This is a genomic window from Sphingomonas tagetis (assembly GCF_024211275.1).
In the GTDB taxonomy this organism is placed as follows: Bacteria; Pseudomonadota; Alphaproteobacteria; order Sphingomonadales; family Sphingomonadaceae; genus Sphingomonas; species Sphingomonas tagetis.
The window spans coordinates 24,480-42,236 of record NZ_JAMLDX010000005.1; the positions used below are offsets into that span (position 1 = coordinate 24,480).

The following is a 17,757-nucleotide window of genomic DNA, read 5'->3' on the forward strand; positions in this document are numbered from 1 at the left end:
TCACGCCTCCGGCAGCGTGTCGGGAAACTCGATATCGCTGACGGACCCGATCACCATGTCAATGGTCTGCGGCGGCTTGTCTGGATGCACGGCAATGAGTGTGGTGGGCCCCGTCCGCATGATTGTCGTGCCTGCGGGGATGGTGGCAATGTGGACCGCGTCGCGGCGCTTGGGCGGTTCGCTCACGCTTGTTTCTCCTGCAATTGCTGGCGCTGCCAGTGGGCGACGGCGGTGGCGACGCAGGCGATCGCTGCGGCGGTGTCGCCGGGCATGTAGGTGTCGAGGATGGTCTTGCGCCCGATGACGGCGTGGCCGCTCAATTCGGTGATCCAGGCGAGGCGGGCACCGGCATCCTTGGCGAAGCTCATACCGGTGCGGCGCAGGTCGCGATACTGGACGGTCCAGATGCGCGCCGCCAGCTCGTCCTGACCGCGAATGAGGGCGACGGCGGCGGCGGCGTCGCGCGCCTCGCGGAAGCGGCGCTGGAACATCCAGCTGGGCATGGCCTCGTCGGGCCGTTCGGGGTGCGGAAAGACATAGCCGTGGTTGGTCGCGCGCATCGCGTCCTCGACGGTGGCGTGGAGCATGGGCGGCAGCGGCGCATCGATCCATGTGCGGGTCTTGCGCTGGCAGAGGCGGAAGCCCATCACGCGCCCCTTGGGATCGACGAGCCGCGCGAGGTGGCGTTGCTCGACTTCCTCCAGCGAGCCCATTTCGCGCCACGCCATGCGGCCAAGGTCGAGGATGTCGCGCTGGCGCTGGAACATCCAGAAGGCAAGGTCGATGCCGAGCACGACATCGGGCATGTCCAGTTCCGCCGCGGCTTCGGCAATGGCGTCGCGGATCCTCGCCGGCATCATCGTGGTGCGGCTGGGCGGGGTCGGAATCTTCACGCTGTCGCCGGGGTTGAGCGCGATCACGCCTTCATCGACAGCCCAATTGAGCAGCAGGCGGAGCACGCGCAGCACCTGTGCCGCCTTCGACACGCTCTGCTTGAGCAGCTCGCTCTTCAAATCCTTGATCATCGCCTTGTCGATGTCGCGGACGGGCAAGTCGCCACCCAAGGCCCAATGCTCGATCTGGCGCAGGCGGCTGCTGTAGTCGGCGCGCGTGGCGACGGAGAGGCCGCCCTGATCGGGCAGCAGCGTCCAGCCGTCGCTTTGCTTGTAGTCGCGGATCAGTTCGCGCACGCGGATGACGCGCGGCAGCTTGCGCACGGGCGGGGCCTCGCTGCCCTCGGCGGCCGCATCGGCCTCGGCCGCGCCGCGCCGCCATGTCTCGACCTGATCGTTGAGGCGGTCGGCCTCGGCGATGGCGACGCGCTTGTTGGCGCCGAGCTTGACGTTGACGAAACCGGCAGCGCGAAGCGTCTTGCTGGGCTTCCAGTGCCACGCCGTGCTGCCATCGGCGAGCGGCTGGGAGAAGAGGCGCGGGATCTGGCGCTGCTTAGGCATGGTTGACCTCGGGGGCTGGTTCCTGCGCGGGGCGGGCGGCGTCGAAGAGGCGTGCGGCGAGGCGGTCCTTGCCGTGCTGGTCGGCCCAGCGCGCGCATTTTTCGAGCAGGGGAGGCGGGGCGGGCTTGACCGTGCGCAGCCGCTTGACCGATCGCCGGTCCATGTCCAGCAGCTCGGCGGCGACGGCATCCTTGTCGAGCCAGTTCACGAACGCGCGGAAGGCCGCGATCCGTTCTTCATCCTTGGGGGTGGGCATGTCGGCCTCCTTTTGCCGAGGTTGTGGGATGCTGCGCCGGGTGGCGCGGCGGGGTCAAGGGGTGGCTTCCCCACCTCCTGCGACCTGTTCGCTTTCCGGCGTTTTGCTGACAGGTTGGGGAGGGGTGGCAAATTCCAGCATAGCGCGGATAATAGGCGTCAAGATTCCATCGTCGGACACGCCGAAATGCCGCGCCAGCACTTCCCGCGCACTTTCCTCGCTCGGTGCTTGGGGCTGTGTATCGAGGGCGGCGAGCTTTCCTTCCGCATCAATGGCACGGTCCATCTGGCTTTCGGCGGTTTTGTAAGCGTCTCTCGCTTCATCCTGCCAAGTCGTTCGCCACATGGGCACGTTGCAATTTGGACAGCTGTCAGGCTCTTCATTGGCGAAAGCACCAACGGGCGTGAGCGTGGTCTTGGTCAGCCGGAAATCGCATTTGGCGCATCTCAGGACGCCGGGGCAGTAGATCAGGCTTCGCATGCGCTTAAACTCGCGTGCCAATGCCTCTGCTGTGTCGGCATCCATCATCACGCCATCGGCGGCATCTTCCCACCGAGCAATGAATTCGCCGATCATGACGTCGCCCACCTCCCCACCATCATCGCGGGTGGGGCTGTGGCTTTCGAGGGCGGCGAGGATGGCGTCGATTTCGCTGTCTGGCACGTTGCGTAGATCGTCAGCAAGATGGCTCGCCATCGAGAATGCGCCTTTCTGGTGGTCGGGGAATAGCTCGCGGCACAGGCGAAGGTTGATATGACGATCAGCGACGCGCGCGAAATGCTCGCGCAACTTCGCCACAGCCTCGCGCCGCGCGATCAGGTTGGGGGTCACGTCTTGATCACCCATCGACCTTCTCCGGGTGCTGCTGGCGCACCATCGTATCGACCTCGTGCACGATCGTGGGGATCGTGGTCATCCGCTCGGCGATGTCGTCGGTGATCTCGATCTTGAACTCGTCCTCAAGCGCCATGACGAACTCGACCTGATCGAGACTGTCCAGCTCGACGCGGCGGTTGGTGGTGGCGGGTTCAAAGGTGACGGTCTGTTGCTCGAAGCGGTCGAGCAGGTCTTGTCCGAAATGCTCCTGAAAGACGGCGCGGACGCGCGCGACAGTGTCCATGTGGTTCCCCTTGGGTTAGCGCTCGCCGAGCAGGCGGGCGGTGTTTTCGTAAGCGGTGCGCGAATCGATGGACGGCCCGCGCTGGGCGATGTTGGCGGCGAGCGCTTCGCCCGCCTTGCGCTTCCAGACGCGCCAATCCTTGGTGCGCCGTTCCTTGTGCGCCAGGATCAGCGGCACGCGGATGTAGGGCGGGAGCGCGGCAAAGCAGCGCTGACACAGCCGCTGCCACCGCTTGCGATCCATGCCGCAGCCGGGCGTGTCGCAAAGGTGGCGGCGGCGGGCGGTCATGCCTCGGCCCGCCGGCGGCGCAGGTCGCGGAGGTGATCGAGGCGGTCGAACTCGGCAAGCTCGTCGGCATCGAGGCGGCGCCAGTGCGGGCGGCGCGCGTCGAGTTCACGCCAGCGCCGCATCTGTTCGGCGGGGAAGTGTTCGAGCGTCCGCATCAGACGGCGCTCATGAAGTCGCGCGCGGGCGGCTCGAAGAAGGGGGTGGCGAGCCGGTGGGCTTGGCTGGGCAGCCCGAACGCATCGCAGAGCGCGTCAACGAGATCGGGCAACTCGTCGCGGGCGATCGCCACGAACTGCGCGCCATCGTCGCCGATCAGCAGCACGTCGCGCTCGCGCGGGCGGTAGACGGCGGTGGTCATGCGAGCGGCCACTGGTCGGCCATGCCGGGGATCGGGCGCAGGATCAGGCCGCCGCGGGACAGGTGGTCATGCGAGCCGGGACCGATATCGTCGAGCGTGTCGGGGCGATACCATTCATACGTCGGCGTTAGGTGCGACGCTACGCGATAGGCTTTGCTGTAAGCCTCGCCCCCGCAGCTGCGGCACCGCACGATAAATGGCGTCACGCCCGGTGCGCGATCAATCGTGATCACATAAGCACCGCAGCCGCCCGGCTTTCCGTTGGAAGTGCGTTCGCAGACATAAGCGTTGGTCTTGCCGGTGTTCTTGAAGCCCTTGCCGCCCGGGCCGTTGTAAGCCTCCGCGACGGCCCTCCATGCGGCCAGAATGTCAGTCATTGAGATTGCTCTCCGGGTGGGCGCTGTCGCGCTCGTAGGTTTCGAGGGGGTCGGCGGCGCACTGGCGCGCCAGATGCGGCGTGTTGGCGATCGCCTCGATCCAGCTGCCGGCGTCGCTGTCGGTGTCGATGAACACCGTGCCGTGCGGGTCGCGGTTCACGGTAGCGGCGGCAGCGGTTCGGTTGCGGCGAGGAACGCCTGCAGCAGCAGCCAGCCCGTCACCATGCCTGCGATGAGTGCGCCGCTGCGCGAAGGAGTGGCCGGACGCGCTTGTGCGGGGGGAGCGGCGCGCCCGGCCCGGCCGCGCTTGGGAGCGGCCGATGGGGTGGAGCGGATCATGCGACTGCTGCCACGGCACCGAAGCCGCTGGCGGCGCGGGCGCGCATTTCGTCGCGGATCGGGCGGGCGACGGGCTGGGCGGGGGCGGCGGGGCCGCGACCGTCGAGCCAGGCGTCGATCTCGCCCGCGTCCCAGCGGCTGCGCGCATAGATGCTGCGCGGGCCGTGGATGGGCCGTCCGCGTTCGAGCCGCGGGGTGATCGGCAGCGGCATGCCGTCATGCCGTGCAAGCGCCCGCAGCTTGTCGATGACGGTGCGCGGCTTGTCGGTCAGCTTGAGCGCGCGGGCGATGTCGCCGATGGCGTATTCACCGCGCTTGCCGCCCGTGCGCTCCAGTGGATCGGACACCACGCGCACCGGTGCGGCGCGGCGGCGAAGCACGATTGGCAGCGGCATGACGTCACCCATCTGTTTACTCCCTTTGGCTGTTGTCCACAGGAGAAGTAAACTGACAGTAGACTTTTGACAAGCGGGGGCATGAAAAAAGGCAACGGTCCGTAGACTGCTGCCTTATTCAGATCGGTGAAGGCGTGCCGTCAGCCCTCGTTGGCGCGCTCGTCGGCTTGCGGCTCCGGGGGCTGCGCGCCCCATTCGCGCAACTGGCGGGTGTGTTCGCGCACGGCGGCGCGGAGCTTGGCCGGCAGCGCGTAATAGTCGGCGAGAAAGTCGCGTTCGCCGAGCGGCACGGTGTTGGGCGTCTGTTCGGGCAAATAGGTGTCCGCAACGTCGATCGCCAGCTCGCGGGCGACGGCGAGCCGGTAGGCGTCGTTGAGCGGGCGGATGCCCGTTTCGAGGTGGCCGACCATCTGCTTGCTCACGCCGATGCGGTCGCCGAGCTGTTCCTGCGACAATCCGCGCTGCTTGCGCCAATAGCGGATGCGGTTCGGTAGGGTTTCGATTGCCTTCGCCATAGGCGTATGAAGGTAGTAGACATTCGGCACCGCGCTTATCCCCTTATTCGTAGACTTTTTTCATTCCCCGACTGGACATGAAGTCTACAGCCAGTTTACTTTCGCGCAATGGACAACCTTGGGGCCGTCAAGCTGCGCCGCTGGCGCTCTCGCACTATGGGTAGCTGTCCCGACACGGGACGGGCGCGGGTGCTGTCGCAGGCCGAAGCGGGCGCGCGCGTCGGCGTGAGCAAGCAGATGATCGGGCATCTTGAGGGGGCGATTCGCAAGCCAAGTCTGACACTTGCGGCCCGGCTTTCGGAAATGGGCGTGTGCCCGCCCGAAGACTGGAACCGCAAGCCGAGCTGCATCGCGTGCGGGATCGCGCTGGGCAAGGCGTCGGACTATTGCGACAAGGACGGGTGCGAGTGGCGCGAGGCCGCGCCCGCGCCGGTCAATGCGAAGGTGGCGGCGTGACACCGCGCCGCGTTCAGCTGTCGCGCGCCAAGGGCTGGCGGATGCCTGCCGACACGGTGAAGGTCGATCGCTCGACCAAATGGGGCAACCCCTATGGTGATCGCGATACGGAACGTTCGTGGCGGTCTGCCGCCGTCGAAGCCTTCCGTCTAGAAAATCATCGCCGCGATCCATCCGATTTTAGCGAACTGCGCGGCAAGAACCTCGCCTGCTGGTGCCCGCTCGACCAGCCTTGTCATGCCGACGTGCTGCTTCAACTCGCCAACGCGACCGGCTGAAACCATGGCCGGGGGGCAACTTGATCCGCGCGAGCTGCAGGACCGTGCGGCGAGGGTGCGCGAGCGCGTGCCGATCAGCAGCGTGATCAGCCGCGACGTGAAGCTGCGCGACGCCGGATCGCGCGAAAAGACGGGCCTGTGCCCGTTCCATGCCGAAAAGCGCGACGGCGCGTTCATGGTCAACGACGACAAGGGCATCTTCCAGTGCTTCGCGTGCGGCAAGGGCGGCGACGTGTTCGACTATCTCAAGCTGCGGCTGGGGCTCTCGTTCATGGACGCGCTCAAGGAACTGGCGGAGGGAGCCGGAATCGATTTCAGCAGTGCCGCGGCGAAGCCCGAGTTGGACGGCGCGGCCGAGCGGCGCAAGCGGCAGTCGCGCGCCGACGCGGCGAAGCGGCGCGCCGATGCGAGAGACATGTGGCTGACCGCGCATCCGGGGCTGGGCTCGCCGGCGCAGCTGTATCTTGAGGAACGCGGGATCGACTTCGCCGGGCTGGGGCATTTCCCCGGCTCGATCCGGTTCCGGCCCGATTGCTACAATGGCGAGGTCAAGGCGCATCTGCCCGCGATGGTGACATCGATCGTCAGCCTGTCGGGCGACTTCATGGCGGTGCATCGCACATGGCTGACGCAGCAGCGCGGCAGCTGGATCAAGGCCCCGCTGGACAAGGCCAAAATGGTGCTCGGCGATTTCTACACCGGGTCGATGTCGATCTGGAAAGGCGGGCAGCGCAAGTCGCTGCAGGATGTCGCGCCGGGGACGCGGATCGCGATCAGCGAAGGGATCGAGGATGGGTTGAGCGCGGCGATGAACGCGCCCGACCTGTATGTGCGCGCGGCAGTGAGCCTCGACAACAGCGGCAATGTGGCGCTGCCGCCGCAGGCCGGCGACGTGATCCTGATCTGCCAGCGCGACAAGGAAGATCGCGAGCGGCGAGCGGCGCGGTGCCGAGTGCTGGCAATGGAAAGCTGGGGCGAGGCGGCAGAGGACTATCTGCGCCAGGCCGCGCATCACGAACACTGCGCGCGCCACATCGAGGGCGCGCTCGAACGCTCGATCGCCAAGCATCAGCGCGGCGCGGCGAGCGACGGCAGCGGGCGCGCGGTCCGGCTGGCGTGGCCCAGCGAGGGCTACAAGGATTTCAACGACGAGCTGCGCGGCGTGCGCATGGAGGGGGCGTAATGGCAGGCATAAGCCTTGAGCCGCGCGGGGCGCATGAGACGCCCACGGGCTTGACCCGCTATGCGATCTGGCACTGGCGCGACGCAGATGGCCTCAGCATGATCCCGTGCGGCGTGATCTCGGCGCTGGCAAAGACGCGCTACGCCAAGGCCGGGAAGTGCAGTGACCAGCGCCCATTCCTCAAGACGCATAGCCGTGCACTGCGCATGGTGGCACGGCTGCACGATCTGGTCGATGACGAGAACCGGCTGACAGAGCGCGGCGCGGTTGTCCGCTCGACCTTCCTGCGCCGTGACGGCGTGCTGGCCGGATGGGAAACCGCGCATGGTGAAACGATCCCGTACTGATGCCGGATAACGTCACCCCGATCAGCGAGGCATTGCGCAACGCGACCGCCGCGCCGGACTTTACCGGCACGGGCCACGAAGGCGGCGGCGACGAGCCGTTCACGCTGCTGCCGCCGGGCTGCCCGATCACGATCCTGGGCAAGGACGGGCTGACCGTCCATCTGATCGACCACAATTACCAGCTGATGGCGATGAAGCCGCGCGAGATGGGCAAGGGTGAGCTGACGCTGATCTGCGGCGACGACGACTGGCTGATGCAGCACTATCCGTCGTTCAACAAGGCGGACCCGCCGCAGATCGTCGGCTTCAATCAGGCGCATGTGCAGACCGCATTCGTCAAGGCGGCGGCGATGCAGGGCATCTTCTCGCCGCTGGGCAAGGTGTTCGGTCGCGGGGCGCATCGCCGCATCCTTGACGACGCGCTGGTGCTGCACCTTGGCAAGCGCGTGCTGCTGGTCGGCGCGGCCGACACCAAGGGCCGCAAGTCGATGACGATCACGGAGCGCAAGCCCGGCGTGATCGAGGACAAGATTTATCCCGGCCTGCCCGCGCTGTCGGCGCCGGCGGCCGAGCCGAGCAAGCGCGCCGAGGCCGAGCGGCTGCAGACGCTGTTCGGCAAGTGGTTCTTCTTCGAGCCGGAGATCGCCCCGCTGCTGTTGCTGGGCTGGGTCGGGCAGGCGCTGATCTGCGGCGCGTTCGGGTGGCGCGCGCATGTGTGGCTGACGGGCGAGACGGCGGCGGGCAAATCGACGCTGCAGAAGGTTATCCGCGCCTGCCTCGACGATTGGGGCATGTTCACCGGCGACGCGACCGAGGCCGCCGTGCGGCATGTGCTGGGCGACGACACGCTGCCGGTGATGATCGACGAGGCCGAGGGCGACGACAAGCCCGAGAAGCAGAAGGCAATGATCAACCTCGCGCGCAAAAGCTCGAGCGGCGACAAGATGCACCGCGGTTCATCCGACCAGACCAAGGGCGGGCAGGAATTCACGGTGCATAGCTCGTTCCTGTTCAGCTCGATCCTGCACGCGCCGCTCGACCCGCAGGACCGCAACCGCTTCGCCATCCTCGCGATGCGCCAGATCCCCGAAGGGGCCGACGAGCCGATGCTCGACCTGAAATATTGGGGCGAGGCGGGGCGGCGGATGCAGCGGCGAATGCTGGAACAATGGCCGCGCTTCGACAGGACGCTCGCGACCTACAAGAACGAGATCAGGGCGCTCGGCTTTCAGGGGCGGTGGCGCGAGACGTTCGGCATCCTGTTGGCCTGCGCCGACATGCTGCTGCACGATCACGCGCCCGAGGACGCGCCGGTGCATGACGACGAGCTGTTCGGGCGGCACACGCGGCTGGCGCGGATGTGCGTGCCGCTGATGGAGCGCGGGCGGCAGGAAGCCGAGGACACGACGACGCGCTGCATCACGCATCTGGTGTCGAGCCTGTTGCCGCCGCTGGCGGGGCGGCATCCCGAGACGGTGGGCAAATGGATCGAGCGCGCGGCGAAGCCCGACCAGATCGGCGCGTTCGACCATGATGCGCGCAACAAGCTGTTGAGCCATGGCTTGGCGTTGGTGAACGTGCACCAGAGCCCCAAGACCAAGAAGTGGGGCGCGGACCGCAACGCCACGCCGTCGCAGCAGCTGTATGTGCTGATCGCGAGCAAGAGCAACACCCAGCTGCGCAAGCTGTTCGAGGGCAGCAAGTGGTTCGACGGCGGTTGGTCGCAGGCGCTGCAGCATGCGGTGTGGAAGGGCGAGGACGGCACGCTGCCCGAGCCGGTCGAGACGCGCACGGGCATCCGATTCCGCTTTGGCCCGGCGAACAACGACTATGCGATCGCGGTGCCGATCGAGGCGCTGATTGGGCCGGTGACAGGGCGGACGGAGTGACGCCTTGGCCGTTCGGCGATCTGCCGCTGTTCGGCTATCGCGTGATCTATGCCGATCCGGCGTGGAACTTCGATGGCGGCGGCGACCGCAATGCGCGCGAGCATTATTCGTGCATGTCGATCGACGACATCAAGGCGCTGCCGGTGGGCCAGCTGGCGAGCAAGGATTGCGCGCTGTTCCTGTGGGTGACGGACCCGTTCCTTGAAGCGGCGTTCGACGTGATGCGGGCATGGGGCTTTCGCTACAAGTCAGTCGCATTCCATTGGGCCAAGCGGACCAAGCTGGATTCGGGCTGGCACATGGGGACCGGCTACGGCACCCGCGCCAATGTCGAGACGTGCCTGCTGGGCGTCAACGGCGAGATCGGGCTGCCCAAGCACCGCGACGTCCGCCGCCTGATCGTCGAGCCGCTGCGCGAGCATAGCCGCAAGCCCGACCGCGTGCCCGGTGACATCGAGCGGCTGTACGATGGCCCCTATGTCGAGCTGTTCGCGCGCACGACTCGGCCAGGCTGGGACAGCTGGGGCAACCAGACCGGCAAGTTCGAGACGGTTGCCGCCGCGCCCTGACCCGTGGCAGGGTGGCGGGCATGGAAGAGGGCGGCGCTTTCTCGATCGACTTCATGATGCTGGTGTGCGCGGCGATCGGCGTCGGTCGCGCGTTCGAGCTGGGAAAGGTGAGTGATGCGCCGGGCCATGCGGTGCTGCGGCTGGTGCTGCTCGCTATGGTTGCCCTGATCGCGCTGGGTGGCGCGACGCACTGGCGCCATGTGCTGTATGGCACGCTGATGCCGCTGGGTGCCTACTACCTCGCGCGCTCGATCGCCGAGCCGATCGCGGCGTGGCGGGCGCGGACCAAGGTAGATTCCTGATCGTCGTTACCAGACGGTCGCGCCCATTTCCTCAAGCCATGACGATGATCGCTCGTCGGCGATGGTGTCCAGCAGGGTGAAGCCGTCATCCTCGCCCAGCTGCTGATCGAGTGAGCGCGGCCCCCATTTGCTGGCGAACTGCTCTAGGACGCGGTTGCCATAGCGCCGCGCCTGTTGCTCGATCTCGTCCAGCGTAATCGTGCCATCCAGCAGAGCCAGCGAGATTTCTGCCACCGCGTCATCGACGTTCTCGCGGCCGATCTTCGCGCCGACCGCGCGGCGGATTCGGCGATACACGTCTGCCATCGTCGGGCGCGGGTTATAGCACTGCTGGTTGCCACGCGAAAAGTTGGCGGGCAGGCCGTGGTCGCGCCGCCAACGCAAGATTTTCGAGGGAGGCAACCCCTCGGTTTTGCCGAGTTCGACATCGCTCCACCCCAGCTGATAGTAGAGCATCCGCCGCGCGTATCCCTGCGGTCCCAGCTTCGCCGCTAAGTCGTTGACCGGCAGGCCGTGATATCGCCGCCAGTGTCCGACCGTCAGGCGGTTCGCGCCCGTTGCGCGCGCAATCTCCGCGTCGCTCAATCCCTGATCGTAGAGCGCGCGGCGCTGCTCAAGGCTCACTGGTCGTAGCCCAACCGGTTGCGCAGGGCGACATATTCGATCGCGCGCATGCGGCCGGCGGCGCGATCGTCGGCGTCCCATTGGCGCATCAGCTGCTCGGCGGCGCGGCGCGCGTCGCGGCCGGTGTCCTTGTCGCCGCGCGTGCCGCCGCGTGTGCTGTGCGAGGCGATCGCCAGCGGGGCGAGGCGTGCGCCGCGCACGGTGTCGCGGTTGTGCCATGCGCGCTTGTGCGCGGGGCTGCAGAACATTTGCCGGGGATGGGCGCGCTCGATCGGCTGCAGGCACTCAGGGCAGGCATTCCCCGGCGCACGGGCGGCGATTGCGCCTGTGGGCGTCTGTGCGGGTGCGTCTAAGACGGACGGCGCGGGGGCGGTCATGCCGCTGCCGCCCGCGCCTGGATGACCGGTCCCCACTGATCGGCCATGGCGGCGGCGATGCCGGTGAAGAAGCGGCTGCGCTCGCGCGCGCGGATTTCGCCGTGCCTGCCCCAGCCCGAATGACGGTGGACGCGGGCGGCGCGCCCGTTGACGATCTTGGTCGGGGTGAGCGGCGGGAGATCGCGCAGCCAGAGGCAGGTGCGCTTTGTCTCGCCATGGCCGAACTGCCACGGCTGAACCGATTGCGCCGGATCGACATAGCCGCGAATGCGCGCCTTGCCGTGGCGGTGCATGATCGGGTTTTCGACCGCGATGTGCGCAATGGGTGCGTTCCATAGCGTGCTGAAAAGGTCGGCGGCTTCGTCCAGCTCGGCCCACATCGCTTCCAGCGTGCGGCCCGGCGGCGGGGCGGTGAGCCAGCGCACGCCGCTGTTGCAAAGCCGTGTGCAGGGCGGATGCGCGACGATCAGCAAATCCCAGCCATCGGCCAGGATGTCGCGCACGTCGCCCTGAATGTGGCGGTTGCTGCGACGCTCGTCGGGCAGGATGTCGCAGGACCATGCGTCATAGCCGCGCGCCAGGAACGCATCGCGCACGGTGCCGCTGAACTCGCACGCGACGAGCACTTGGGGCGCGCGGAACAGGTCTAGGTGCTGGGTCACAGTGCAAGCGCCGCCTGAACGGGCTGCAAGTGCTTCTCCAGTCCGCGCACGTCATCCAGCGGCCAGAATCCATGCGTTTCGAGCGGCGTTCGTCCGCCGTTCGCATAGTCACGACAGCGACCGCCCACGCCGCGATGGTCGATGCACCATGCACGGCCGGGCTGCCATGATCCGTCCTGCCAAAAATAGGCGCGAACGCCCTTCTCACCGAAATCGCGGGTCATGGCTTGGCCTTCCGCGCGAATTCCATCAGGCGATGATGGACGTGGTGGGCGAGCGCGAGCGCGCGGGGATAGTCGGCCTCGGCGATGGCTTCCTCGACGCTGATCTCCTGCGCGTAGCGGGCGGGCCATGGGTCGGCCGGCGCGGGCGGCGGTGCGGGCGGCTGGGTGATGATCAGCGTGGGTTCGACGGTGATCTCGACACGATCCGATGCCCCGACCCGGTGTTCGTTGAGGAACGCCAGAAAGCCGCGCTGGCTGGTGTCGAGGTCGAGCGCGGCCCATTCGGCGGCGGCTGCCTTGCTGGCGGGGCGGGCGGTGGCCCAGCGGCCATCGGCGGTGTGATAGAATTTCATGCAGGATTCCTCCAAGCATCGTGCGGGCCGGGTTGCCCCGACCCGCTGATCACGGTCAGGCCGCGAGGCGGCGCATTTCCTCGGCGAGCACCCACAGGGCGCGGTTGAGCTTCACATTCTGGTCGATGCCCTGAACGGGGCGCGTCGTGTGGCGCTGACCGTTGGCGTTGCGGCCCTGCAGCCCGCCGCGGATCGCGTTTTCCTGCACGCGGTTGAAGGTCCGCCACAGGTCGTTGCCGCGATCCTCGATGCGGCGCGCGGTCAGCAGCTGATCGGCGCGGATCGGGGCGGCGTCGGCGTCGTCATAGCGCAGCGTGAGGGCGGCGGCGGCAAGCGCGCGGTCGGCACCGGCGGGCAGCTGCACCGCCTTCATGCTCTCGCGCGCTTCGTCGGCGCGCTCGAAGCTGTCCAGCACGGTGAACGCTCCTTGGATGACCTGTCCGATCACATCACCCTTGTGCGGGGTGCGCACGTCGCCCAACGTCTCGCCGCAGACCATGCCATTCGCGCAGACGAAGCGGAACATGCCCGCCAGCATCTGATAGGCGCTCGATCCGTCATGGCTGTTGAGCAGGATGATTTCGTTGGCTTCTGCGCCTGCGATCTGCCCGGCGTAGCGCATGCGGATCATGTGCTTGGTGTATTCGCGACGGTCGAGGCGGCGGGTGCGCGTCTGGCAGACCATGAACGGCTCGAAGCCTTCGCGGCGCAGGCCGGTCAGCACGTCGATGGTGGGGATGTAGGTGTAGCGCGCGCTGCGGCTGTGGTGCGGATCGGCGGCGAAGATCGAGGGCGCGACGGCGCGGATTTGATCGTCGGTCAGCGGGGTAGCGCTGCGGAGCATCGGTGCGCCGCGTCCGAAGCGGCTGGACAGTGCTTGATACATGGGTTTCGGCCTCCTTTTGCCGTGGTGATGCGCGTGGCGGCATCTTGAGCGAGTCGAGGGTTTCCCCGACCCGCTGGGGATGGCGTCAGAGCTTGCGGGGGCGGCTGTTGGCGCGGTCGTAATCGGCCTCGCTGTCCAGCTGGCGCTGTCCGTCCTCGTAGCCTTCGACGTAGCTGTCATGATGACGATTGCCGCGCTCATAGGGCGGATCGCTGACCTGCCCGTCGAGTGCGTCGGCGTGGCCGCGATCGTACCAAGTGGGCTTTGCCATGGCTCAAGCCTCCGCCAGCTGGGCGTCGTCGATCTTCTCGATCGTCTCGGCCTGCCAACCGTTGATGCGGACGCGCTCGCCGTCCTCGGCACAGATCGCGTCGAACGTGCCGTCGAGGTCAGCGTCGTCGGCGACGTAGACATCGAAGTCGGTCATCCCATCCGAAATGAAATAGCGGGTCATTGGTTCGGCCTCCTTTTGCCGTGGTGCCGTGTAGCGGCGAAAAGTAAACTAGCAGTAGGCTTTTGAGGGTGTCAAGCGGGTTTGTTTCGTTGCAGGTCAATGACTTCGCCATGCAGCGCCGCGCAGCGGCGCGGTGCGCATGGCGTCCTCATTCGCATCTCTGATCAGCAGCTTAATCCTTCCCCGGCCCGGACCCGGACCCACTGATTACAAGCATGAGCGCCGCGCGCTGCATGCCTCGAACGCGGGTCAGGGGGCGTTCCGTATGTTCTGTGTTGCGGTGTGGCTGTTCCAAGCAAAAGCCGATGAGTATCAATGCGTTACCGCGATGTTCCGTTGTTCCGTTGCTTTCGACCGGCTCCACAGGTGCGCGCGGTTGGGTGCGCCTCACGCATGCGCGCGAGTATGTGGAACATGCGGAACATCGCGCTAACACATTGATATCATGCCCTTATAATGTTCTTCGTGATGTTCCTTAGATAGAACATCTAGAACAGGGTTCGAGCCGCTTGCGCTCAAAGTAAACTGTGCGTAGCTTTCCGGCGCTATGGGGAAGGGGCGTCTCGCCGGTTCGAATATTCTAGGGGGCGGATATCCCGCGCCCGCGCTCGATCCGTGTCGCCGACGGGTGTTGGTCGCGTGTGCGGGCGCGATCTCCCCGGATTTTTCGCGGCGCGCGCGCGGCGAGCTGGTCGGCGAGGCCGTCCAGCCGGGCGCGATCGGCCTGGCCGATGCGATCCGCGCGAATGGCGGATTTCCGCCGTTCCTTGCTCGGCGCGCGGCGCATGTCGCACGGCTTGATGTCGCATGGTCGATGCAAGCGCTTGATCTGGCGTCGGTTTTCGATGGCAGTCCACAAATTGCCAGTTTTCGGACTGACGCCCAGCGCGGCGCGAGGCGGGGGGTGGTCGCGGCGCTGGGCGGGCGCGAGGCCGGGGGGTGCGACCCCCTCGCCGGCCCGCGCGCCCGGCACCTCCCCCGTCGCGCAGGCGTGCGGCCGGATCAGGCGATCCTCGCCGACCGCTTCGCGGCTTGCCTTCCTTGTCGGCCTGACCCGGTGGGTGGGTCGCGAACGTCCACCTGCCCAATCGGGGTCGGGGGTCCGGGCGGATCGCGCGCGACTAATCCCCTTGGCGCGAAGCCGAGGGGGTCACTCGTGCGAACGGGTCGGGGTGCAAAGCGCCTCTGCGTGCCGGGGGGACTGCGGAAGCCTGTGACGCTAGGCGGGGGGCGGAATCGTGTCAACTGAACCCGGCGCAATGACCGAAGCCTTCGCAGACGCCTGTGGCGAACGCGTGATGGGCGGCGCCAGTGCCGAGCAACTGGACATGATGCGCGATCTGGAAGGCCGGCTGCCCACCGACACCTTCCGGCGCATGCGGATCGAGCAGCGCGGACGCGGACGGCCCAAGGGCGCGCGCAACCGTGAGAATACCGATCTCGCCAAGCTGATCTGCCAGGAGGGCGGCGATCCGCAGCTTTTCCTAGCTCGCGTCTATTCCACGCCGCTCGACATCCTGTGCGAGCAGCTGCTGATCGCGGAAGGCGCGCCGCAGCGCGAAGATCGCCTGATCGAGATGTGCGATGCGCTGACCGACATGCTCAAGCTCGCCGGTCGCGAGCAATGGGGCAAGGACCAGATGCAGGTGCTGGTGCAGGTCGCCGATCGGGTCGAGCGCGCCGCGTCGTCGATGAAATCCAAGCCCGGCGACATTGCGATGAAAGCGCTGGCGCTCCAGGTCACCGCAGCCAAGGAAGTCTCGCCCTACGTCCACAAGAAAAAGCCGGTGGACGTGGCGGTGCAGCACACGCGTAACGTCATCTTCATGCCCGCGCCGCAGGCCGCCGTCGCCGATCCGGTCGATGCCGTCATGCGCCGCACGGTCGAGGCGATGAACAGTGGCGAAGTCACTGCCGCGCAGATCCTCGACATGCGGTTCGACAGTGACAGCGGCGCGTTCGTCGAGCGCGCCGACGATGCGCAGGACGGCGAATGACCGTTCCTCAAAAAGTGAACAGCATGGGCGTTCGCGCGGCGCAGATGATGGGCCTGCGTCGAGCGGCGGAGATGGTCGGCCTCGACTATCTCGCGAACGGGATCGGCATCACGAAGCGCAACCTGCGGCAGAAGTTCGATGCAGAGCGGGGGCTCGATGCCGCCACGCTGAACCTCGCCGCCGATACGCTGGACGCGCGGGCGCATGCGCTGATGCTGCATGCGGAAAAGCTGCGCTGTTCCGCAAAAGGTGAACAGTCGTGAGCGGCGAAGCCTCGCTGATGGGGTTCGTCGGGCCGCGCGCGGAGGGGTTCGTCAACGACTGGCGCTTCATCACCGGGATCATGGGGCCGTATGGCTCGGCCAAGACGACGAGCTGCATCCGCAAGATCGTGGCGTCGGCGCTGATGCAGAATCCCGGCCCCGATGGGGTGCGGCGGGTGCGCTGGTGCGTGGTGCGCGACACCTATGCCCAGCTTGAGACGAACGTGCTCAAGAGCTGGTTCACGTGGTTCCCGCAGACCAAGGCCAACTGGAACGGCAACCGCAACGAGTTTTTCGAAGAGTTCGATGTGATGCTGCCCGATGGCAAGGCAGCGCGCGTGTCGATCGAGGTCATCTTTCGCGCGATGGGCGACCGCAAGGCCGAGGACGTGCTCAAAGGGCTTGAGCTGACCGGGCTGTGGCTCAACGAAACCGACACGCTCGACATGAACGTGTTCCTGTTCGGCTGGCCGCGCACGGGCCGCTTTCCGTCCGCGAAGAATGGAGGGTGCCAGTGGCGCGGGGTGATCTGCGATTTCAACGCGCCCGACATCGACAACTGGACCTATGATTTTCTCGTCCTCGAAAATGACGGGTTGAGCGACGAGCAGCGCGAGCATCTGCGCGGTGTGCTGGGGCCGCGCTTCGGCATCGGCTTCCACGAGCAACCCGGCGGCCTCGAACCCGACGCAGAGAATATCCACAATCTGCCGCCGGGCTATTACGAGGGTCTGGCGATGGCGTTCGCCAGCAAGCCGAACCATCTGCGCCGGTTCGTGCACAACAAGTTTGGGGCCGTGTCCGACGGGCAGCCGGTGTTCCCCGAGTTCAACCCCGATATCCATGTCGCGAAGGAGCGGATTCGGCTCGACCCCCGCTATCCGCTGCAAAGCTGCCTCGATGGCGGACGCACCCCCGCGCTGATCCCGTTCCAGTTCATCGAAAACCAGATGCGGCTGCTCGACGAGATCGTGATCTGGAACCCCGGCAAGAGCGACGAGCTGCAGCGTCTCGGGCCAAAGGCGTTCGCCGAGCTGTGCTGGGAGCATTTCGCGCAGCACTATCCGACCGCGCAGCTAGGCACGATGTTCTACGATCCGGCGATCGACTTCGGCCAGGACGACGAGGAAGAGGACTGGCTGCGCTTCTTCCGCAAGCTGTTCAAGGGCGCGAAGTTCCGCCCCGGCGGGCGCGATGGCAACCGGATCGAGCCGCGGCTTGAAAGCGTGCGCGGGCGGCTGACCAATGCGCCCGGCGGGCGGCCGGGCCTGATCGTCAGCCCCAACTGCCACACGGTCATTCGCGGCTTCACCAGCGGCTATGTCTATGAGCGGATCAAGCTGTCGAATGGCTCGGGCCGGTTCCGCGAGAAGCCGATCAAGAATGATTTCAGCCACCCGATGGACGCCGTTCAATACGGCTCGCTGGGCTGCGAGACGGTGGCCGACATCCTCAACGATCTGACGGGACGTGCCCGTGCGCAGCAGGCGCGCGGCAAGGTGAAGCATGGTGGCTATGCGGGGGCGGGACGATGACGGCTGTGGTTCCTTGGTTGGTGGGTGGCGTGGTCGGCGGGCTGTTGTCCGGCAAGAAAAAGACGCCCGAACAGCCCGCGCCGGTGCTCGCGCCGCGCCGCAACGAGGCGCGTGAGGCGGCGGACGCGCGCGACCGCGTGTCGAAGCGGCGCGGGGTGGCGGCGAACCTGATCCTTGGCGCGGGCGGCGCCGAAAGCACGACTGGCAGCAAGGGCACGCTGGGCAGCTGAACCGGGGGCTGTGCCCCTTTGATGAT

Annotated in this window: 33 protein-coding genes; 11 read left to right on the forward strand and 22 right to left on the reverse strand. The window is 66.8% G+C overall.

What is annotated here, in order from left to right:
• The 13 genes from M9978_RS08160 to M9978_RS08220 all read right to left on the reverse strand — a co-directional run bounded on the left by M9978_RS08160 (position 1) and on the right by M9978_RS08220 (position 5,102).
• On the reverse strand, positions 1 to 186 hold the full coding sequence (locus M9978_RS08160; protein WP_254292530.1) for a hypothetical protein: 186 nt from the start codon (positions 184 to 186) through the stop codon (positions 1 to 3).
• The gene (locus tag M9978_RS08165; RefSeq protein ID WP_254292531.1) at positions 183 to 1,454 is read right to left on the reverse strand and encodes a site-specific integrase; all 1,272 of its coding nucleotides are present in this window, start codon (positions 1,452 to 1,454) and stop codon (positions 183 to 185) included. Before M9978_RS08165 ends, M9978_RS08160 begins: the two co-directional genes overlap by 4 nt.
• Positions 1,447 to 1,710 carry a hypothetical protein gene (locus tag M9978_RS08170; RefSeq protein WP_254292532.1) on the reverse strand — a complete coding sequence of 88 codons (264 nt, stop codon included), beginning with the start codon at positions 1,708 to 1,710 and terminating at the stop codon, positions 1,447 to 1,449. Before M9978_RS08170 ends, M9978_RS08165 begins: the two co-directional genes overlap by 8 nt.
• A gap of 54 nt (positions 1,711 to 1,764) precedes the next feature.
• The gene (locus M9978_RS08175) at positions 1,765 to 2,556 is read right to left on the reverse strand and encodes a hypothetical protein (RefSeq protein WP_254292533.1); all 792 of its coding nucleotides are present in this window, start codon (positions 2,554 to 2,556) and stop codon (positions 1,765 to 1,767) included.
• Complete coding sequence (locus M9978_RS23065) at positions 2,549 to 2,830, reverse strand: phosphopantetheine-binding protein (RefSeq protein ID WP_302053881.1); 282 nt, start codon at positions 2,828 to 2,830, stop codon at positions 2,549 to 2,551. The genes M9978_RS08175 and M9978_RS23065 overlap by 8 nt, the downstream gene beginning before the upstream one ends.
• 15 nt (positions 2,831 to 2,845) lie before the next feature.
• The gene (locus tag M9978_RS08185) at positions 2,846 to 3,118 is read right to left on the reverse strand and encodes a hypothetical protein (protein ID WP_254292534.1); all 273 of its coding nucleotides are present in this window, start codon (positions 3,116 to 3,118) and stop codon (positions 2,846 to 2,848) included.
• Positions 3,115 to 3,273, reverse strand: coding sequence for a hypothetical protein (locus M9978_RS08190; protein ID WP_254292535.1), 159 nt, complete (start codon positions 3,271 to 3,273; stop codon positions 3,115 to 3,117). Before M9978_RS08190 ends, M9978_RS08185 begins: the two co-directional genes overlap by 4 nt.
• A complete protein-coding gene (locus M9978_RS08195) occupies positions 3,273 to 3,476 on the reverse strand; it encodes a hypothetical protein (RefSeq protein WP_254292536.1) in 204 nt (67 codons plus the stop codon). The genes M9978_RS08190 and M9978_RS08195 overlap by 1 nt, the downstream gene beginning before the upstream one ends.
• Positions 3,473 to 3,853 carry a hypothetical protein gene (locus M9978_RS08200; RefSeq protein ID WP_254292537.1) on the reverse strand — a complete coding sequence of 127 codons (381 nt, stop codon included), beginning with the start codon at positions 3,851 to 3,853 and terminating at the stop codon, positions 3,473 to 3,475. Before M9978_RS08200 ends, M9978_RS08195 begins: the two co-directional genes overlap by 4 nt.
• Positions 3,846 to 4,013, reverse strand: coding sequence for a hypothetical protein (locus tag M9978_RS08205; RefSeq protein ID WP_254292538.1), 168 nt, complete (start codon positions 4,011 to 4,013; stop codon positions 3,846 to 3,848). Before M9978_RS08205 ends, M9978_RS08200 begins: the two co-directional genes overlap by 8 nt.
• Positions 4,010 to 4,192, reverse strand: coding sequence for a hypothetical protein (locus M9978_RS08210; RefSeq protein ID WP_254292539.1), 183 nt, complete (start codon positions 4,190 to 4,192; stop codon positions 4,010 to 4,012). Before M9978_RS08210 ends, M9978_RS08205 begins: the two co-directional genes overlap by 4 nt.
• Positions 4,189 to 4,599: a hypothetical protein gene (locus M9978_RS08215; RefSeq protein WP_254292540.1), complete on the reverse strand. Its 411-nt coding sequence runs from the start codon at positions 4,597 to 4,599 to the stop codon at positions 4,189 to 4,191. The genes M9978_RS08210 and M9978_RS08215 overlap by 4 nt, the downstream gene beginning before the upstream one ends.
• 128 nt (positions 4,600 to 4,727) lie before the next feature.
• The gene (locus tag M9978_RS08220; protein WP_254292541.1) at positions 4,728 to 5,102 is read right to left on the reverse strand and encodes a helix-turn-helix domain-containing protein; all 375 of its coding nucleotides are present in this window, start codon (positions 5,100 to 5,102) and stop codon (positions 4,728 to 4,730) included.
• A gap of 156 nt (positions 5,103 to 5,258) precedes the next feature.
• Between M9978_RS08220 and M9978_RS08225 the strand changes: the two genes are divergently transcribed.
• Genes M9978_RS08225 through M9978_RS08255 form a run of 7 tightly spaced genes read left to right on the forward strand, consistent with a single transcriptional unit; the run spans position 5,259 to position 10,126 of the window.
• Positions 5,259 to 5,558 carry a helix-turn-helix transcriptional regulator gene (locus M9978_RS08225; RefSeq protein WP_254292542.1) on the forward strand — a complete coding sequence of 100 codons (300 nt, stop codon included), beginning with the start codon at positions 5,259 to 5,261 and terminating at the stop codon, positions 5,556 to 5,558.
• Positions 5,555 to 5,836, forward strand: coding sequence for a DUF4326 domain-containing protein (locus tag M9978_RS08230; protein WP_254292543.1), 282 nt, complete (start codon positions 5,555 to 5,557; stop codon positions 5,834 to 5,836). The genes M9978_RS08225 and M9978_RS08230 overlap by 4 nt, the downstream gene beginning before the upstream one ends.
• A 4-nt stretch (positions 5,837 to 5,840) precedes the next feature.
• On the forward strand, positions 5,841 to 7,019 hold the full coding sequence (locus tag M9978_RS08235; RefSeq protein WP_254292544.1) for a DUF7146 domain-containing protein: 1,179 nt from the start codon (positions 5,841 to 5,843) through the stop codon (positions 7,017 to 7,019).
• A gap of 50 nt (positions 7,020 to 7,069) precedes the next feature.
• Positions 7,070 to 7,366: a hypothetical protein gene (locus tag M9978_RS08240; RefSeq protein ID WP_254292545.1), complete on the forward strand. Its 297-nt coding sequence runs from the start codon at positions 7,070 to 7,072 to the stop codon at positions 7,364 to 7,366.
• Positions 7,366 to 9,255, forward strand: coding sequence for a hypothetical protein (locus M9978_RS08245; RefSeq protein ID WP_254292546.1), 1,890 nt, complete (start codon positions 7,366 to 7,368; stop codon positions 9,253 to 9,255). The genes M9978_RS08240 and M9978_RS08245 overlap by 1 nt, the downstream gene beginning before the upstream one ends.
• Positions 9,252 to 9,824 carry an MT-A70 family methyltransferase gene (locus tag M9978_RS08250; protein ID WP_254292547.1) on the forward strand — a complete coding sequence of 191 codons (573 nt, stop codon included), beginning with the start codon at positions 9,252 to 9,254 and terminating at the stop codon, positions 9,822 to 9,824. Before M9978_RS08245 ends, M9978_RS08250 begins: the two co-directional genes overlap by 4 nt.
• Positions 9,825 to 9,844: 20 nt before the next feature.
• Entirely contained in the window at positions 9,845 to 10,126 is a 282-nt protein-coding gene (locus M9978_RS08255) for a hypothetical protein (protein ID WP_254292548.1), read from the forward strand.
• A gap of 6 nt (positions 10,127 to 10,132) precedes the next feature.
• Here M9978_RS08255 and M9978_RS08260 read toward each other — a convergent pair whose 3' ends face one another.
• The 9 genes from M9978_RS08260 to M9978_RS08300 form a co-directional block, all read right to left on the reverse strand.
• Entirely contained in the window at positions 10,133 to 10,711 is a 579-nt protein-coding gene (locus tag M9978_RS08260) for a sigma-70 family RNA polymerase sigma factor (protein WP_254292549.1), read from the reverse strand.
• Between the two features lie 35 nt (positions 10,712 to 10,746).
• The gene (locus M9978_RS08265) at positions 10,747 to 10,998 is read right to left on the reverse strand and encodes a hypothetical protein (RefSeq protein ID WP_254292550.1); all 252 of its coding nucleotides are present in this window, start codon (positions 10,996 to 10,998) and stop codon (positions 10,747 to 10,749) included.
• A gap of 125 nt (positions 10,999 to 11,123) precedes the next feature.
• Positions 11,124 to 11,789 (reverse strand): hypothetical protein, encoded by a 666-nt coding sequence (locus M9978_RS08270; RefSeq protein WP_254292551.1) that lies wholly within the window; start codon positions 11,787 to 11,789, stop codon positions 11,124 to 11,126.
• Positions 11,786 to 12,013, reverse strand: coding sequence for a hypothetical protein (locus M9978_RS08275; RefSeq protein WP_254292552.1), 228 nt, complete (start codon positions 12,011 to 12,013; stop codon positions 11,786 to 11,788). Before M9978_RS08275 ends, M9978_RS08270 begins: the two co-directional genes overlap by 4 nt.
• On the reverse strand, positions 12,010 to 12,366 hold the full coding sequence (locus M9978_RS08280) for a hypothetical protein (RefSeq protein WP_254292553.1): 357 nt from the start codon (positions 12,364 to 12,366) through the stop codon (positions 12,010 to 12,012). The genes M9978_RS08275 and M9978_RS08280 overlap by 4 nt, the downstream gene beginning before the upstream one ends.
• Positions 12,367 to 12,421: 55 nt before the next feature.
• A complete protein-coding gene (locus tag M9978_RS08285; RefSeq protein ID WP_254292554.1) occupies positions 12,422 to 13,252 on the reverse strand; it encodes a DUF932 domain-containing protein in 831 nt (276 codons plus the stop codon).
• 85 nt (positions 13,253 to 13,337) lie between these two features.
• Entirely contained in the window at positions 13,338 to 13,523 is a 186-nt protein-coding gene (locus tag M9978_RS08290) for a hypothetical protein (protein WP_254292555.1), read from the reverse strand.
• A gap of 3 nt (positions 13,524 to 13,526) precedes the next feature.
• Complete coding sequence (locus M9978_RS08295) at positions 13,527 to 13,706, reverse strand: hypothetical protein (protein ID WP_254292556.1); 180 nt, start codon at positions 13,704 to 13,706, stop codon at positions 13,527 to 13,529.
• Between the two features lie 580 nt (positions 13,707 to 14,286).
• Positions 14,287 to 14,565 carry a hypothetical protein gene (locus M9978_RS08300; protein ID WP_254292557.1) on the reverse strand — a complete coding sequence of 93 codons (279 nt, stop codon included), beginning with the start codon at positions 14,563 to 14,565 and terminating at the stop codon, positions 14,287 to 14,289.
• A 400-nt stretch (positions 14,566 to 14,965) separates the two neighbouring features.
• On the opposite strand from M9978_RS08300, the gene M9978_RS08305 reads away from it, so the two are divergent.
• Genes M9978_RS08305 through M9978_RS08320 form a run of 4 tightly spaced genes read left to right on the forward strand, consistent with a single transcriptional unit; the run spans position 14,966 to position 17,731 of the window.
• A complete protein-coding gene (locus tag M9978_RS08305) occupies positions 14,966 to 15,703 on the forward strand; it encodes a hypothetical protein (protein WP_254292558.1) in 738 nt (245 codons plus the stop codon).
• Complete coding sequence (locus M9978_RS08310; protein WP_254292559.1) at positions 15,700 to 15,966, forward strand: hypothetical protein; 267 nt, start codon at positions 15,700 to 15,702, stop codon at positions 15,964 to 15,966. Before M9978_RS08305 ends, M9978_RS08310 begins: the two co-directional genes overlap by 4 nt.
• Positions 15,963 to 17,501, forward strand: a complete 1,539-nt coding sequence (locus M9978_RS08315; RefSeq protein WP_254292560.1) for a terminase large subunit domain-containing protein — start codon at positions 15,963 to 15,965, stop codon at positions 17,499 to 17,501. The genes M9978_RS08310 and M9978_RS08315 overlap by 4 nt, the downstream gene beginning before the upstream one ends.
• Complete coding sequence (locus tag M9978_RS08320; protein WP_254292561.1) at positions 17,498 to 17,731, forward strand: hypothetical protein; 234 nt, start codon at positions 17,498 to 17,500, stop codon at positions 17,729 to 17,731. The genes M9978_RS08315 and M9978_RS08320 overlap by 4 nt, the downstream gene beginning before the upstream one ends.
• The last annotated feature ends 26 nt before the right edge of the window (positions 17,732 to 17,757 follow it).

Bases quoted from the DNA above. Each gene is read 5' to 3' on its own strand.
- M9978_RS08165 (WP_254292531.1), bottom strand. From the start codon at position 1,454: ATGCCTAAGCAGCGCCAGATCCCGCGCCTCTTCTCCCAGCCGCTCGCC.
- M9978_RS08170 (WP_254292532.1), bottom strand. From the start codon at position 1,710: ATGCCCACCCCCAAGGATGAAGAACGGATCGCGGCCTTCCGCGCGTTC.
- M9978_RS08175 (WP_254292533.1), bottom strand. From the start codon at position 2,556: ATGGGTGATCAAGACGTGACCCCCAACCTGATCGCGCGGCGCGAGGCT.
- M9978_RS23065 (WP_302053881.1), bottom strand. From the start codon at position 2,830: ATGGACACTGTCGCGCGCGTCCGCGCCGTCTTTCAGGAGCATTTCGGA.
- M9978_RS08185 (WP_254292534.1), bottom strand. From the start codon at position 3,118: ATGACCGCCCGCCGCCGCCACCTTTGCGACACGCCCGGCTGCGGCATG.
- M9978_RS08190 (WP_254292535.1), bottom strand. From the start codon at position 3,273: ATGCGGACGCTCGAACACTTCCCCGCCGAACAGATGCGGCGCTGGCGT.
- M9978_RS08195 (WP_254292536.1), bottom strand. From the start codon at position 3,476: ATGACCACCGCCGTCTACCGCCCGCGCGAGCGCGACGTGCTGCTGATC.
- M9978_RS08200 (WP_254292537.1), bottom strand. From the start codon at position 3,853: ATGACTGACATTCTGGCCGCATGGAGGGCCGTCGCGGAGGCTTACAAC.
- M9978_RS08210 (WP_254292539.1), bottom strand. From the start codon at position 4,192: ATGATCCGCTCCACCCCATCGGCCGCTCCCAAGCGCGGCCGGGCCGGG.
- M9978_RS08215 (WP_254292540.1), bottom strand. From the start codon at position 4,599: ATGGGTGACGTCATGCCGCTGCCAATCGTGCTTCGCCGCCGCGCCGCA.
- M9978_RS08220 (WP_254292541.1), bottom strand. From the start codon at position 5,102: ATGGCGAAGGCAATCGAAACCCTACCGAACCGCATCCGCTATTGGCGC.
- M9978_RS08225 (WP_254292542.1), top strand. From the start codon at position 5,259: ATGGGTAGCTGTCCCGACACGGGACGGGCGCGGGTGCTGTCGCAGGCC.
- M9978_RS08235 (WP_254292544.1), top strand. From the start codon at position 5,841: ATGGCCGGGGGGCAACTTGATCCGCGCGAGCTGCAGGACCGTGCGGCG.
- M9978_RS08245 (WP_254292546.1), top strand. From the start codon at position 7,366: ATGCCGGATAACGTCACCCCGATCAGCGAGGCATTGCGCAACGCGACC.
- M9978_RS08255 (WP_254292548.1), top strand. From the start codon at position 9,845: ATGGAAGAGGGCGGCGCTTTCTCGATCGACTTCATGATGCTGGTGTGC.
- M9978_RS08265 (WP_254292550.1), bottom strand. From the start codon at position 10,998: ATGTTCTGCAGCCCCGCGCACAAGCGCGCATGGCACAACCGCGACACC.
- M9978_RS08275 (WP_254292552.1), bottom strand. From the start codon at position 12,013: ATGACCCGCGATTTCGGTGAGAAGGGCGTTCGCGCCTATTTTTGGCAG.
- M9978_RS08280 (WP_254292553.1), bottom strand. From the start codon at position 12,366: ATGAAATTCTATCACACCGCCGATGGCCGCTGGGCCACCGCCCGCCCC.
- M9978_RS08285 (WP_254292554.1), bottom strand. From the start codon at position 13,252: ATGTATCAAGCACTGTCCAGCCGCTTCGGACGCGGCGCACCGATGCTC.
- M9978_RS08290 (WP_254292555.1), bottom strand. From the start codon at position 13,523: ATGGCAAAGCCCACTTGGTACGATCGCGGCCACGCCGACGCACTCGAC.
- M9978_RS08295 (WP_254292556.1), bottom strand. From the start codon at position 13,706: ATGACCCGCTATTTCATTTCGGATGGGATGACCGACTTCGATGTCTAC.
- M9978_RS08305 (WP_254292558.1), top strand. From the start codon at position 14,966: ATGACCGAAGCCTTCGCAGACGCCTGTGGCGAACGCGTGATGGGCGGC.
- M9978_RS08310 (WP_254292559.1), top strand. From the start codon at position 15,700: ATGACCGTTCCTCAAAAAGTGAACAGCATGGGCGTTCGCGCGGCGCAG.
- M9978_RS08320 (WP_254292561.1), top strand. From the start codon at position 17,498: ATGACGGCTGTGGTTCCTTGGTTGGTGGGTGGCGTGGTCGGCGGGCTG.